At 62.7% G+C, this 13,525-nt stretch carries 14 protein-coding genes; 3 read left to right on the top strand and 11 right to left on the bottom strand.

Going from position 1 to position 13,525, the window contains the following annotated elements:
- Positions 1 to 9: 9 nt before the first annotated feature.
- The 11 genes from C7402_RS07125 to C7402_RS07075 form a co-directional block, all read right to left on the bottom strand.
- A complete protein-coding gene (locus C7402_RS07125; protein ID WP_112174981.1) occupies positions 10 to 1,128 on the bottom strand; it encodes an electron transfer flavoprotein subunit alpha/FixB family protein in 1,119 nt (372 codons plus the stop codon).
- Positions 1,125 to 1,973, bottom strand: a complete 849-nt coding sequence (locus tag C7402_RS07120) for an electron transfer flavoprotein subunit beta/FixA family protein (RefSeq protein ID WP_112174982.1) — start codon at positions 1,971 to 1,973, stop codon at positions 1,125 to 1,127. Before C7402_RS07120 ends, C7402_RS07125 begins: the two co-directional genes overlap by 4 nt.
- Positions 1,974 to 1,985: 12 nt before the next feature.
- Positions 1,986 to 2,324: a nitrogenase stabilizing/protective protein NifW gene (gene nifW / locus C7402_RS07115; protein ID WP_112174983.1), complete on the bottom strand. Its 339-nt coding sequence runs from the start codon at positions 2,322 to 2,324 to the stop codon at positions 1,986 to 1,988.
- A gap of 5 nt (positions 2,325 to 2,329) precedes the next feature.
- A complete protein-coding gene (gene cysE / locus C7402_RS07110) occupies positions 2,330 to 3,115 on the bottom strand; it encodes a serine O-acetyltransferase (protein ID WP_112175075.1) in 786 nt (261 codons plus the stop codon).
- 17 nt (positions 3,116 to 3,132) lie between these two features.
- Positions 3,133 to 4,269 carry a homocitrate synthase gene (gene nifV, locus C7402_RS07105; RefSeq protein ID WP_112174984.1) on the bottom strand — a complete coding sequence of 379 codons (1,137 nt, stop codon included), beginning with the start codon at positions 4,267 to 4,269 and terminating at the stop codon, positions 3,133 to 3,135.
- A gap of 312 nt (positions 4,270 to 4,581) precedes the next feature.
- Entirely contained in the window at positions 4,582 to 4,917 is a 336-nt protein-coding gene (fdx, locus tag C7402_RS07100; RefSeq protein ID WP_112174985.1) for an ISC system 2Fe-2S type ferredoxin, read from the bottom strand.
- A gap of 15 nt (positions 4,918 to 4,932) precedes the next feature.
- Positions 4,933 to 6,807 (bottom strand): Fe-S protein assembly chaperone HscA, encoded by a 1,875-nt coding sequence (gene hscA, locus C7402_RS07095; protein WP_112174986.1) that lies wholly within the window; start codon positions 6,805 to 6,807, stop codon positions 4,933 to 4,935.
- 23 nt (positions 6,808 to 6,830) lie between these two features.
- Complete coding sequence (iscA, locus tag C7402_RS07090; RefSeq protein ID WP_112174987.1) at positions 6,831 to 7,154, bottom strand: iron-sulfur cluster assembly protein IscA; 324 nt, start codon at positions 7,152 to 7,154, stop codon at positions 6,831 to 6,833.
- Positions 7,155 to 7,165: 11 nt separating this feature from the next.
- Positions 7,166 to 7,540, bottom strand: coding sequence for an iron-sulfur cluster insertion protein ErpA (gene erpA, locus C7402_RS07085; protein WP_112174988.1), 375 nt, complete (start codon positions 7,538 to 7,540; stop codon positions 7,166 to 7,168).
- 29 nt (positions 7,541 to 7,569) lie between these two features.
- On the bottom strand, positions 7,570 to 8,013 hold the full coding sequence (iscU, locus tag C7402_RS07080) for a Fe-S cluster assembly scaffold IscU (RefSeq protein ID WP_112174989.1): 444 nt from the start codon (positions 8,011 to 8,013) through the stop codon (positions 7,570 to 7,572).
- Between the two features lie 46 nt (positions 8,014 to 8,059).
- Positions 8,060 to 9,298, bottom strand: coding sequence for an IscS subfamily cysteine desulfurase (locus C7402_RS07075; protein ID WP_112175076.1), 1,239 nt, complete (start codon positions 9,296 to 9,298; stop codon positions 8,060 to 8,062).
- Positions 9,299 to 9,581: 283 nt separating this feature from the next.
- Between C7402_RS07075 and nifA the strand changes: the two genes are divergently transcribed.
- The 3 genes from nifA (at position 9,582) to C7402_RS07060 (ending at position 13,522) form a co-directional block, all read left to right on the top strand.
- On the top strand, positions 9,582 to 11,294 hold the full coding sequence (gene nifA / locus C7402_RS07070) for a nif-specific transcriptional activator NifA (RefSeq protein WP_112174990.1): 1,713 nt from the start codon (positions 9,582 to 9,584) through the stop codon (positions 11,292 to 11,294).
- Positions 11,295 to 11,663: 369 nt separating this feature from the next.
- Positions 11,664 to 13,265 carry a nitrogenase cofactor biosynthesis protein NifB gene (nifB, locus tag C7402_RS07065; protein WP_112174991.1) on the top strand — a complete coding sequence of 534 codons (1,602 nt, stop codon included), beginning with the start codon at positions 11,664 to 11,666 and terminating at the stop codon, positions 13,263 to 13,265.
- 62 nt (positions 13,266 to 13,327) lie between these two features.
- Positions 13,328 to 13,522, top strand: a complete 195-nt coding sequence (locus tag C7402_RS07060) for a 4Fe-4S binding protein (RefSeq protein ID WP_112174992.1) — start codon at positions 13,328 to 13,330, stop codon at positions 13,520 to 13,522.
- Positions 13,523 to 13,525 lie beyond the last annotated feature (3 nt).

Here is a 13,525-nt window from a genome sequence, read left to right as displayed (position 1 = left end):
ATGTTCTCCTCACGCGGCCTGTTTGCCGCGCAGCGCCAGGTGATCCGCGAACGCCTGCGTGAGCGCCGGCAGCACCTGTAGCGCATTGCCGACGATACCGTAGTGCGCAAAATCGAAGATCGGCGCGTTCGGATCAGTGTTGATCGCGACGATCACGTCCGAGCTTTCCATGCCGACGCGGTGCTGGATTGCGCCGGATATGCCGGCCGCGATGTAGAGCTTCGGCCGCACGGTCTTGCCGGTCTGGCCGACCTGGCGCTCGGCGTCTACCCAGCCCGCCTGCACGCATGGACGCGTAGCGCCGACTTCGCCGCCCAGCACGCGAGCTAGCTCGAACACTAGACGAAAGTTCTCCGGATTCTTCAAACCTTTGCCGCCGCTGACGATCACGTCGGCATAGGGCAGGTTGATCCGGTTGCTGTTAGCGTCCGCGATGAAGTCGAGCAGCTTCGTGACGATCTCAGTTTCGATCATGCCGAGTGTTTCCTGCACGATCTCGCCGCTGCGATCGGCCTGCGCGTTCGGCATCGCCATCACACGCGGACGTACCGTGGCCATCTGCGGTCGATAGGCGAGCGTCATGATCGTGCACAGCAGCGAACCGCCGAAGGTCGGCCGCGTGGCTGCGAGCGCGCGCGACGCCGGGTCGATGTTCAGCTCTGTGCAGTCTGCGGTGAGACCGGTGGCGAGCGTCGTGGCGACCGAGCCCGCGAGATCGCGCCCCATCGAGGTCGCGCCGAGCAGCAGGATCTCTGGCTGATACCTGTTGACGAGATCGGTGAGCCCCTTCGTGAACGGCTCGTTGCGATAGCCAAGCAGTGCCGGGTCGTGCATCACGTAGGCCTTGTCAGCACCGAAGCCAAACGCCTCGGCAGCGAACCGTTCAAGCGGCTCGTCGGGGCCGCCCAGCACGGCGACCGCTACGTTGCCGCCAAGCTTGTCGGCGAGCTTGCGCGCCTCACCGAGCAGTTCCCACGATACGCTGTGCACGTGGCCGCGATCGTGCTCCAGAAAGACCCAGACACCTTTGTAGGATTTCAGGTGTTCGGGCAGTTCGAGGTTGCGACCGCCGGCGCGCTTTGCGGGTGCAGCCGGTTGTTTGTTGTTGGGGACGGCGGGCGAGTTCATGGAGTTTCCTTCATCAACAGATCTGCTTCCAGCGTCGGATGGCGGGTAAAGATCTTTTGCAGCAGATTCAGCGACACGTCGCGCAGGCTTGAGGTATCGAGTTCGAGCATTTCCGCTTTCTCGCTGCGGGGCGTGGGGCCGAACACCTTGCTGACCACGGTCGGCGAGCCTTTCAGCCCGATCTTGCTGATGTCTTCGATGCCGGCCTGTTCGCGGTTCCATTTGCGCACCGGATAACCCGCTGCATGGATCATTGAGGGCAGTGATGCGAAACGCAACTCGTTGGTGTTCTCGAGCATCGTTACAAGGCACGGCAGTGCGGTTTTCAGCACCTGCACGCCGCCTTCAGCGCGGCGCTCGACGACGATCGTGCGCGCATCAAAATCAGGTTCGACGATCCGCGACACGTAGGTGAGCAGTTGCAGCCCCATGCGTTTCGCGATGCCGGGACCGACCTGCGCAGTGTCGCCGTCGATGGTCTGCTTGCCGGTGAACACGATGTCCACGGCCTGCTCTTTTGCGATCTGCCGGATCGCGGCAGCAAGCGCGTAGGAGGTTGCGAGTGTGTCGGCGCCAGCGAACGCGCGGTCGGTGACGAGCACCGCGTCGTCAGCGCCGTAACTGATGCACTTGCGCAGCGCATCTTCGGCCTGTGGCGGTCCCATGCAGAGCATGGTGACCTTGCCGCCGAAGCAGTCCTTCAGCCGCAGCGCTTCCTCCAGCGAGAACAGGTCGTACGGGTTGACGATCGCCGGCACGCCCTGGCGCATGATGGTGTTGGTGACAGGATGAACCCGGATTTGCGCTGAATCCGGAACCTGCTTGATGCAGACGACGATGTGCATGGCGGCTCCAGATCAGGCGGCGTCGCGGGCCGGTAACGACGCGCGCAGGTTGTCGAGGGAGACGTGCTGCCTTCCGTCCACGTCCTGAAAGACCTTGAACACTTTTTCCTCGGCGGGCGTGGAGATAACGAAATCGTTGTACGCCTTCAATAGCAGGCCGTGATAGAGCGCAAACATTGCCGCCTCGTTGTCCTGCGGCAGCGCATCCTGTTGACGGATGTACTGGAAGAAGCGCTTGAGAATATGCAGACGGCTCACGTTCACCACTTTCTGGTCGAAGCTAATGCGGAAAAACTGGAGAAAATCCTCGGCGGACGAGAGGCTCTCCAACTGCTCGATGAATCCTTGCATGTTGGCTACTCCCCAATGTACGAAGCGGACGATGACGGAAAGCGCGTGGCCTGCGCACAGGACTCGTCGCAGCATCCGCACTTGCTGGCTGCGGCGCACGGGCCGGTATGCGCGGTCTGCTCAAGATGCGCCACGCGCTCAAGCAGACAGGCGAGAGCCTTGCCGACCGGGTCGGGTATCAGATGGTGGTTCAGGTCGAAACCATAGGGAGCAGGCCTCGTGGCCCGTGCGACGATGCGCCCTGGTATGCCGACCACGGTGACCCCCTCTGGCACCGGGTCGATGACGACGGAGTTGGCTGCGATGCGGGCGTGGTGCCCGACCACAATGGGACCAAGAATCTTCGCTCCCGCGCCGACGACGACGTGGTCACCGAGCGTCGGATGCCGCTTGCCCGGATGCCAGCTCGTGCCGCCGAGCGTGACCCCGTGATAGAGCGTGACATCGTTGCCGATTTCTGCGGTTTCACCGATTACGACGCCCGCGCCGTGATCGATGAAGAAACGCTCGCCGATCACTGCACCCGGATGGATATCGATATGGGTGAACATCCGTGCGACATACGAAAGCCAGCGCGGCGCATAGCGCCAGCCGCGACACCACAGCGCGTGGCCGATACGGTACGCCGTGATCGCGTGTATGCCTGGATAGATCGTCCATACTTCGAGATGGCTCCGTGCAGCGGGATCACGTTCGTGGACGCAGCGAAGATCCCCCCGCAGCAGCGTCCACCACGAACGCCTCGATGCGTCCAGTGCATACTGCGGTGCGGACGATGCCGCGTCAGGCATGGTGCTTCGAAGCTCGCTCATGACACTGTCTCCAGCGCGCCGTTTGCTTCGGCCAGGAATCGGTACAGATCGCTCTCGCTCGGCGCCTGCTTGTACTGGATCGCGAAATGACGGATGCGGTGGAGCAGCATTGGGACGAGCCGATCGGCGATGCGCAGGCCGAGCGCATCGTAAGCCTGGCGCACACTCTGGGAACCCGAGTGCTTGCCGAGTACTACTAAGCGCTGCCGGCCGAGTTCGGCGGGATCGAATCCTTCGTAGGTGGTCGGGTGCTTGGCGATACCGTCGGCGTGAATGCCCGACTCGTGTGTGAAAACACCTGCACCGACGATGCTCTTGTTGAGTGAGACGGTGCGGCCAGATGCCTGTTCAACCAGGCGTGAGATGCCCAGCAGCGCCGTGGTGTCGACTCCGGTGTCGCGGCCGAGCAGGTGACGCGTGCCCATGACGACTTCCTCGAGGGCGGCATTGCCAGCCCGCTCGCCGAGACCGTTGACGGTCGTATTGGCGTGCGTGGCGCCCGCGCGCAGGGCGGCGAGTGTGTTGGCCGTGGCCAGTCCGAGATCGTCGTGCGCATGTATCTCGATTTCAAGATCGACCACGCCGCGCAGCCGTGCGATAGCTTCGTAGGTGGAGAACGGGTCCAGCACGCCCAGCGTGTCGGCAAAGCGAATCCGTTGCGCGCCACATTGCTGAGCATGCTGTGCGACCACAGCCAGGAATGCCGGGTCGGCACGGGAAGCGTCTTCCATCCCGAGCGAGACCTTGCGGCCGCTTTTTGCCGCGTTGGTGATCACGCGCGTGACCTGCCCGAGCACCCAGCTGCGCGGTTGCCGCAGCTTGTGCTGAAGGTGAATGTCCGAAACCGGAATCGACAGATGGACGATGTCCGGGTTGCAGCGCAGGGCGGCGGCAAGGTCGTTGTCGGTGAGCCGTCCCCAGACCATCATGCCCGCATGAAGGTTCAGGTCGACAATTGCCTTGATGCAGGCGATTTCATCTTCGCCCATGGCAGGGATGCCGATTTCGAGTTCGGGGACTCCTGCGCGTGATAGCGCAGTGGCGATTGCGCATTTCTCTGCGATCGTGAATGCGACGCCGGCTGTCTGCTCGCCATCGCGCAGCGTGGTGTCATTGATGATCGGGTTGGACATCGGTGACCTCTCTGGTTGTTGCAGACTTGGATTGCAAGGGCTGTGCCAGGCGATATCACGGCGAAAATCAGCTTTAACCGTATGATTTTCGTCGGCGCGTGTCGTTTCCGAAGCGGGGGCTGCCGGTTGTCCGTGTCGTGAATGTCCTGTTTCGAACAGGCGCGGTAGTGTTCGGATGGTACGGGCAGCGCTGGGTCTTCCGCGCCGCGCGTAACTGACTGTCATGGACAGAGAAGGAGAGGCAAGGGGAGCCCGATATCGGTGGATCCCGGATGATTGCTGCGACGGATGAGTGCTCGCGAGCCGGAAACGTCAGTGCTCGCGCGCGAGGTTGCGCGTATGTCTTGGCAGTTCGATGACCAGATCGATGTCTCGCAATTTCACGCAGCAGGCAAGGCGCGACTGCGCTTCGAGTCCCCATGCATGGTCGAGCTGGTCGCTTTCGTCGTCCTCCGGCGGCGCGAGCGATGTGCCGCCTTCGCGTATGTACACGTGGCAGGTCGCGCAGGCTGCCACCATTTCACAGGCATGTTCGAGCGCGATACCCGAGCGCAGCAGGTTTTCGCACAGCGACGTGCCGCGCCTGGCTTCGACGATCTGTCCATCGGGGCACAGCTCGGGGTGGGGAAGTACGTGTACGCGAGGCATGGTGTCGTTCGTCCCTCAGGCAAGGCTGTCGAGTTCACGGCCAGCTAGCGCCTTTCGTATCGATGCGTTCATGCGCCGCGCAGCAAATTCTTCCGTGGCCTGGGACAGGTCGGCGGCCGCCATTTTGAGCGGCCCGAGGGATGCGCCGGTCTCGAGTGCATCGGCCACACGGAAGGTGGCCTGCCGGACGTTGGCCAACTCTTCGGCCGATAGCAGTGCAGCATCGCTCGCGAGTGCGGCCCCGGTCGCATCCAGCAGACGCCGTGCGTCGACCTGCGCTTCGCGCAATGTGCGCAGTTGCATGTCATCGAGCGAAGTTTCAATCGCCTCTTTCAGCATGTCAGCCACCTGCGCGTCGGTGAGACCGTACGACGGTTTGACGTCGACATGTGCTTCAATACCGGTCGTCTGCTCGCGGGCGGTAACGGCAAGCAGGCCGTCGGCGTCGATCTGGAACGTGACGCGAATACGTGCGGCACCGGCGACCGCGGGCGGAATGCCGCGCAATTCGAACCGCGCGAGGGAACGGCAGCCCGATACGGCTTCACGTTCACCCTGCACGACATGAATCGACATCGCGGTCTGTCCGTCCTTGAACGTCGTGAATTCCTGTGCTCGCGCCACGGGTAACGTGGAGTTGCGCGCGATGATCTTTTCGACGAGGCCGCCCATGGTTTCGAGGCCGAGCGATAGCGGGCACACGTCGAGCAGCAGCCAACTTTCGCCGTTGCCGTTGCCGACCAGTACGTCGGCCTGTTTGGCCGCGCCAAGCGCGACGACCTGGTCGGGATCGATGTCGACGAGTGGGTCTCGCCCGAAAAATTCGCGCACCGCTTCGCGTGCGAGCGGCATGCGGGTCGAGCCGCCGACGAGGACCACACCGCTAATATCGGTCGTCCGCAGATTCGCATCGCGTAGCGCACGACGGGTCGCGGCAAACGTGCGATCGATCAGCGGTTGGCAGAGCGCAGCGAAGGCTGCGCGGGACAGGGCTCGTTGCCAGACAGTGCCATCCGTTAGCGTCATTGCGACACTGGCCGTTTCCGATTGCGAAAGCCCCTCTTTTGCGGCGCGTGCGGCTATCAGCAGGCTGCGTTGTTCATGCGGTGCGAGCGATGCGAGACCGGCAACACCGTTTGCCTCACATAGCCATTGCGCAATCGCCTGATCGAAGTCGTCGCCCCCGAGAGCTGAATCGCCACCCGTTGCGAGCACTTCAAAGACACCCTTCGAGAGACGCAGGATCGAAATATCGAAGGTGCCACCTCCCAGATCGTAGACCGCGAAAGTGCCCTCAACCGCGCGGTCCAGGCCGTAGGCCACCGCCGCTGCGGTTGGCTCGTTCATCAACCGCAGCACTGTCAGTCCGGATAGCCTTGCGGCGTCCTTTGTCGCCTGGCGTTGCGCATCGTCGAAGTATGCCGGTACGGTGATGACCACGCCCGCGAGTTCTCCGCCGAGTGACGCTTCGGCCCGAACACGCAGAGTGCGCAGGATTTCCGCCGACACTTCCACTGGCGAGCGCTCACCCGCAACGGTCGCAAGGCTCACCATGCCGGGACGATCGATAAACCGGTACGGCAGGGTGTCGGCATTGGGCAGATCCGCAAGGCGTCGCCCCATGAAGCGTTTTACCGAGACGATCGTGTTTGCAGGATCGTCGGCCTGGTGTATCTGCGCGTCGCGCCCTGCCTGCACTTCGCCCGAGGGAAGGTAACGCACGACGGACGGCAGCAGGGTTTCGCCCGCGGTATCCACCAGCACCCGGGCCGCAGCGCTCTGTACGGTGGCCACGAGCGAATTGGTCGTGCCAAGGTCGATTCCGGCCGCGAGCCGGTGCTGGTGCGGGGCGGCGGCGCGGCCTGGTTCCGCGATCTGTAGCAGGGCCATGGTTAGGATGTCCGGTTGGTGGTTCAGACGGCGAAACTTTCCCCGCATCCACAGTTCGCGGTCGCGTTCGGGTTGTGAAATTTGAATCCCTCGTTGAGTCCCTCGCGTACAAAGTCGAGTTCGGTGCCGTCGAGCATAGGCAGACTGCGCGGATCCACAACGATCATCACGCCATGGGCTTCGAAGCATTGGTCCTCCGCGGCGGGCGCATCGACGAACTCGAGCGCATATGCGAAGCCAGAGCACCCGCTTGTCTTGACGGCGACTCGAAGTCCGACGCCGCTGCCGCGCTTTTGCAGGGACTTCTCGACGTGCCGTGCCGCAGCGGGGGTGAGTGAGATGGTCATGATCTGCCGCCTCACACGGAAAACGAGCTGCCGCAGCCGCAGGTACTCTGGGCGTTGGGGTTCTGGATGACGAAGCGCGCGCCTTCGAGGCCGTCTTCGTAATCGACTCGCGCGCCGAGCAGATACTGCTGGCTCATCGCATCGACCAGCAGCGTGACGCCGTCGGTGACGGTTTGCATGTCGTCTTCGGCAATCTGGTCGTCGAAGGAGAAACCGTACTGGAAGCCGGAGCACCCGCCGCCCGAGACATAGAGCCTGAGCTTGAGCAGCGGGTTGCCTTCTTCCTCGATCAGCGATGCGACCTTGGCAGCGGCGCGTGGGGTGAAATCTAGAAATGCCGGCGTCGCATTCTGAGGGGCGACGCCCGTGTGTTGAAGCGATTCCATTGTGCTTATCCTCGTTCGGGTGAGCGCGTTCAGTTTGCGCCGGACGCGCAGGCCGGCTGATCCGTGGTGAGGTCGACGTCGTGCGAATCCGCTGCGCGCTGGCGCGATCGGAAGTCCGCGACCGCGGCCTTGATGGCGTCCTCTGCGAGGATCGAGCAATGGATCTTCACGGGCGGTAACGCGAGTTCCTCTGCAATCTGGGTATTCCTGATCGACATCGCTTCATCGAGCGTCTTGCCCTTGACCCATTCGGTCACGAGCGAACTCGATGCGATGGCCGAACCGCAACCGTATGTCTTGAACTTCGCGTCCTCGATTACACCGTCTCGGTTCACGCGGATCTGGAGCTTCATGACGTCACCGCACGCCGGAGCCCCAACCATCCCTGTGCCGACCGCATCGTCGTCTTTCCCGAATGAGCCGACATTGCGGGGATTTTCGTAGTGGTCGAGAACCTTGTCGCTATAAGCCATGACGTGCTCCACTGGACTACCAGAGTGAAATGAAAAGGCCGGGGTGTCAGTGCTCGGCCCACTGGATGGAATGAAGATGAATGCCGGCCTGCGCCATGTCCCACAGCGGGCTCATGTTGCGCAGGCGGTTGACTACCTGAGTCACCTGGGCAATCGTGAAGTCGATTTCCTCCCCGGTTGTGAAGCGACCGAGAGAGAAACGGAGCGACCCGTGTGCGAGCGTGTCGTCGCGGCCCATCGCGCGCAGCACGTAGCTCGGCTCAAGGCTGGCGGACGTGCAGGCGGAACCAGACGACACGGCGACGTCCTTCATGCCCATCAGCAGCGATTCGCCTTCGACGTACTGGAAACTCACGTTCAGGTAGTGCGGCGCCCCGCGGGCGAAGTCGCTGTTCAGGGTGACGGCCTCGATGGTCTGGAGTCCGATCCATAGACGCTCGCGCAGAGAGCGGATCCGTTTGTTGTCCGCATGCATGCATTCGCGCGCGAGCCAGAACGCCTCACCCATGCCGACGATCTGGTGTGTCGGCAGGGTACCCGAGCGCATGCCGCGCTCGTGACCGCCCCCATGCATCTGCGCCTCGATCCGCACGCGTGGCCGGCGCCGTACGTAAAGAGCGCCGATGCCCTTCGGTCCGTAGAGCTTGTGCGCCGAGAACGACATCAGGTCGACCGGTAGCGTGTCGAGATCGATCGGAACCTTGCCGGCCGCCTGGGCGGCATCGACGTGTAACAGCACGCCGCGCTCGCGGCACAGCGCCCCGAGCGCCGCGATGTCCTGGACGACACCGGTTTCGTTGTTCACGAGCATCACCGATGCGAGCACGGTGCCAGGCGTCAGCGCAGCCTCGAACACGGCCGGATCGACAAGGCCGTCAGGTTGTACCGGCAGCACGATGACCTCGAAGCCATCGCGCTCGAGTTCGCGCATCGTGTCGAGCACGGCCTTGTGCTCGGTCGCAACCGTCACCACTCGGTTGCCGCGCGAGCGGTAGAAGCGCGCGGCACCCTTGAGCGCGAGATTGTTCGATTCGGTGGCGCCTGAAGTCCAGACGATTTCGCGAGGGTCGGCGTTCACGAGGCTCGCCACCTGCTCGCGCGCCAGTTCCACGGCTTCCTCGGCGGCCCAGCCGTAAGCGTGCGAGCGGCTTGCCGCGTTGCCGAAGATCTGGGTCATATATGGCAGCATGCGTCGCGCGACGCGCGGGTCGACCGGCGTGGTGGCGGCGTAGTCCAGGTAGACGGGCTGGATACGGCGTTCCTGATCGCGTGCGACATCCGGCATGGCGGGCTCCTCGGCGACGGATGAGAGACGGGCGACAATTTGCAACATCTGTGCCATGGCTTTTTTTTCGGTTGTATCGTTCCTTTCGAACGACAGTTGTTTTTTTTGTCCGTAACCTGTACTGCACGGTGGAGCGGACTTGTTGCGTTTGTAGGCTTTGTCGCCACGAGTGCAAACTCAGACGCATGTTTGTCTGGCATGGGCTGATTCTTGCTTTATCGCGTCTCATGCTGTTGTTGCGCAGTGGTGCCGCGATCGGGCCATCGCACGAGCGGAGGGATTCATGCAGAAGTCAGGTGCGAGCGAGGCCCGTCGTGAGCTCGACGCGGTCTACGAAGTCAGCAAGACACTCGTTTCGTCGCTGGATGTCGCACAGACGTTCCGGATGTCGCTGCAATATCTGTTGCACGCTCTCGACTGGACGCGTGCGTTCGTCGTACTGGCGCAGTCCGACGGGCAACTGCATGGACTTTGCAGCGCGGGCCTGTCGGGCGATGAGCATCGGCGGGTCCAGTTTCTGCCGGGAGAGGGGATCGTCGGGCGCGTCTACAAGAGCGGCATGCCCGTGATCGTGCCGGATGTGCGCGACGAACCCGCATTTCTCGACCGGACAGGCAGCGCCGGGGGCGACGCCAATGCTCACGTCGCGCTGCTCGCAACGCCAATCCGGCAGGAACGGAACACGCTCGGGGTTCTTGCGGTGTTTTGCGACAATCCGGGCGGCACGCGCAGGTTTGCTGGCGACCTGCACCTGATGAAGATCGTGTCGACGTTGATGGGCCAGGCGTTGCAGCTTCATCGCAGCGTGAGCGCCGCGCACGACCGGATGCAGGAAGAGGCACGTCGCATGCAGAAGACGATCAAGCCGTTTCAGGCGCTTGATCAGGTAGTGGGGGTGTCCGAGCCCATGCAGGAGATCTTCGCGCAGGTTCACCAGGTGGCCCCAGCGCGAACCACGGTGCTGCTGCGAGGCGAAAGTGGCACAGGCAAGGAAGTGATTGCCCGATCGATTCATCGGCACTCGCCGCGCAGCGAGCACGCGTTCATCTCGGTGAATTGTGCGGCGCTAACAGAATCGTTGCTCGAGAGCGAACTCTTCGGACACGAAAAGGGGGCCTTCACGGGCGCCCAGGGTCAGCGCAAAGGCCGGTTCGAACTGGCGCACGGCGGCACGCTGTTCCTCGACGAGATCGGGGACATTTCGCCGTCGTTTCAGGCGAAGCTGCTGCGCGTGTTGCAGGAGCGGGAATTCGAGCGGGTGGGCGGCGCAACGCCCGTGAAGGTCGATGTACGACTGATTCTCGCGACCAATCGAAACCTCGAGCGAATGGTGAAGGAGGGGGAGTTCCGGGCCGACCTGTATTACCGGATCAACGTGGTCAGCATCCAGCTGCCGCCATTGCGTGAGCGGCGCGAGGACATTCCGGCAATGGCGCAGTATTTCCTGGATCGGTTCAATCGCGACAATGGCCGCGCGCTGCGCTTCAGTCCCGACGCGATGCGCGTGCTGACCGGTTGTTACTGGCCCGGCAACGTTCGGGAACTGGAAAATTGCGTTGAGCGTACCGCGACGATGACACATCACGAGATCATCGACCGCCTTGCCTTTCTGTGCCAGGAGGACCGGTGTCTGACTCGCGTGCTGCATCACCTCGAACGTGAGGACGCAGTTAATCCCGTGCGTCTTTCCGACATTCCGATCCGCGAGATTCCTGCATCGCATGGCGGACACAACCACCCGGGTTCCGATGAACGCGTCACGCCGTTCTCGATGCCCGGCGAGCCGGCCGATGACGAACTTTCGGGGGGCACGTCAGACGGCAATCCGCTTGTCGATGACGAGGAGCACAAGCCAGAAGGCGAGCGCGAGCGGCTCATCTGGGCAATGGAGCGCTGCGGCTGGGTCCAGGCGAAGGCGGCGCGGCTGCTGCGGATCACGCCTCGGCAGATCGGCTACGCACTGCACAAATACGGCATCGAGGTTCGCCGCTTCTAGCCGGCTACCGCCCGCGGCATGGACGCCGGGCACTCTTGCGCGATGAGATCGAAGGCACCGGTAGTCCGACATGCGTCACCCGGTGCACCTATTCCTTTTCGACGACAAGTTCCGCGCAGCGTGCGCGCGAGTTGTCGCAACCTGCGCAGCGTGCGGGCGGCGGCTCGCTGACCACCGCAGCGGTGCCGGATGTGAGCTTTGTCGGAACAGCGACAGACGACGCGGTTCTTGTTGGATTTGAACCCTGTGCATCGCCGACAAAATATACAGGAAGGCGGTCAAACCGCTGTTGAGGCGGACACTTTCCATATGGCATGGATCTGGCTTTAAGCCTTGCACGTGGCCACTGTCGGTTGCGAGGAGAGTTCCATGCAAGATAGCGCGAACGCAAGCCTGCTGCCCGCTGCCGCCTATATCGGCATCGGGCAGATCAAGCCCCTTGGCGCGACGATCGAAGGACCCGCAACCGGTGGCGGCTGCGGTACTCACGGCGGCGACGGCAAGGCGAGTTGTGGCACGTCGGGTGGTCCCAACGACATGCCGCCTGACGTGTGGGAGAAGGTCAAGAACCACCCGTGCTATTCGGAAGAGGCGCATCACCACTACGCGCGTATGCATGTGGCCGTCGCGCCCGCCTGCAATATCCAGTGCAACTACTGCAATCGTAAGTACGACTGCTCGAACGAGTCGCGTCCGGGTGTGGTTTCACAGAAGCTTACCCCTGAGCAGGCCGTGAAAAAGGTAGTCGCAGTGGCAAGCGAGATCCCGCAAATGACCGTGCTGGGCGTTGCCGGTCCGGGCGACTCACTGGCGAACCCGAAAAAAACGTTCGACACGTTCCGCATGCTCCAGGAGCAGGCGCCCGACATCAAGCTATGTCTGTCGACCAATGGGCTTGCGTTGCCCGATCTGGTCGACGAGATCTGCAAATACAACATCGACCACGTGACGATCACGATCAACATGGTCGATCCTGCGGTCGGCGAGAAGATCTATCCGTGGATCTTTTGGGAACACAAACGCGTGACCGGCTACGAGGCCGCCCGAATCCTGCACGAGCAGCAGATGAAGGGACTCGAGATGCTCACTGCTCGAGGCGTGCTCACCAAGATTAATTCGGTGCTGATTCCTGGTATCAACGACGAACATCTGATCGAAGTCAATCGCGAAGTAAAGAAGCGCGGCGCATTCCTGCATAACATCATGCCGCTCATTTCCGAGGCAGAGCACGGAACGTACTTCGGGCTAAACGGACAGCGCGGCCCGAGCGCGCAGGAACTGAAGGCCGTACAGGATGCCTGCATGGGCGGCGCAAACCTGATGCGTCACTGTCGCCAGTGTCGTGCCGACGCGGTCGGCCTGCTCGGTGAGGATCGCAGCGAAGAGTTCACGCTCGACAAGATCGAGCAGATGGAAGTGGTCTACGACCTCGACCGGCGCCGCGAATATCAGGATCGCGTGGAGGCGGAACGCGAGGCGCAGCATGCGGCGAAGCAGGAAGCGCTCGCCGCCGCCCGGGCGATCGACGTGGCCGACGACCTGAAGGTACTGGTGGCGGTCGCAACGAAGGGCGGCGGGCGTGTCAACGAGCACTTCGGCCATGTCACCGAGTTCCAGATCTTCGAGGTGAGCGCTGCGCAAGCCCTCTTTGTTGGTCATCGCCGCGTGGATCTGTACTGCCAGGGCGGCTACGGCGACGACGAGCAGTTGCCGTCGGTTGTGCGCGCGATCAACGACTGTCACGCGGTGCTCGTTGCGAAGATCGGCGCGTGTCCGCGCGATGAGCTTTCGCAGGCCGGCATCGAGCCGGTAGACCAGTACGTCGGCGAGTTCATCGAGAAGGCGGCACTCGCTTGGTTCAACGACTATCGCGGCCGCATTGCGAGTGGCTCGATCGTGCACGAGGACCGCGGCGACGCAGCGATCCGGCAGGGCGCGTTCACGGGCGCTGCCGCGGGGGCGGCTGCCTGAGCAGTAACGCAAGCGTCGCGCCCGGCGCGAGTCACAAGATCATCATTACAAGGAGTGTCCCCATGGCCCTGAAAATCATTGCCTCGACCTGTACCGGCTGCTCGGCGTGTGAGCCGGAGTGTCCGAACGTTGCCATTAGCGAGAAGGGTGGCATCTTCGTGATCGACCCAAAAAAATGTACGGAATGCGAAGGACACTTCGACGCGCCGCAATGCGTGGCCGTGTGCCCGGTGGACGGCTGCATCGTCCAGGTCTGAGCG

The sequence above is a fragment of the Paraburkholderia unamae genome (assembly GCF_003096875.1).
GTDB lineage: Bacteria > Pseudomonadota > Gammaproteobacteria > Burkholderiales > Burkholderiaceae > Paraburkholderia > Paraburkholderia unamae.
The sequence above is the reverse complement of the archived record's forward strand: the minus strand, read 5'-3'. Positions and strand labels throughout refer to the sequence as shown.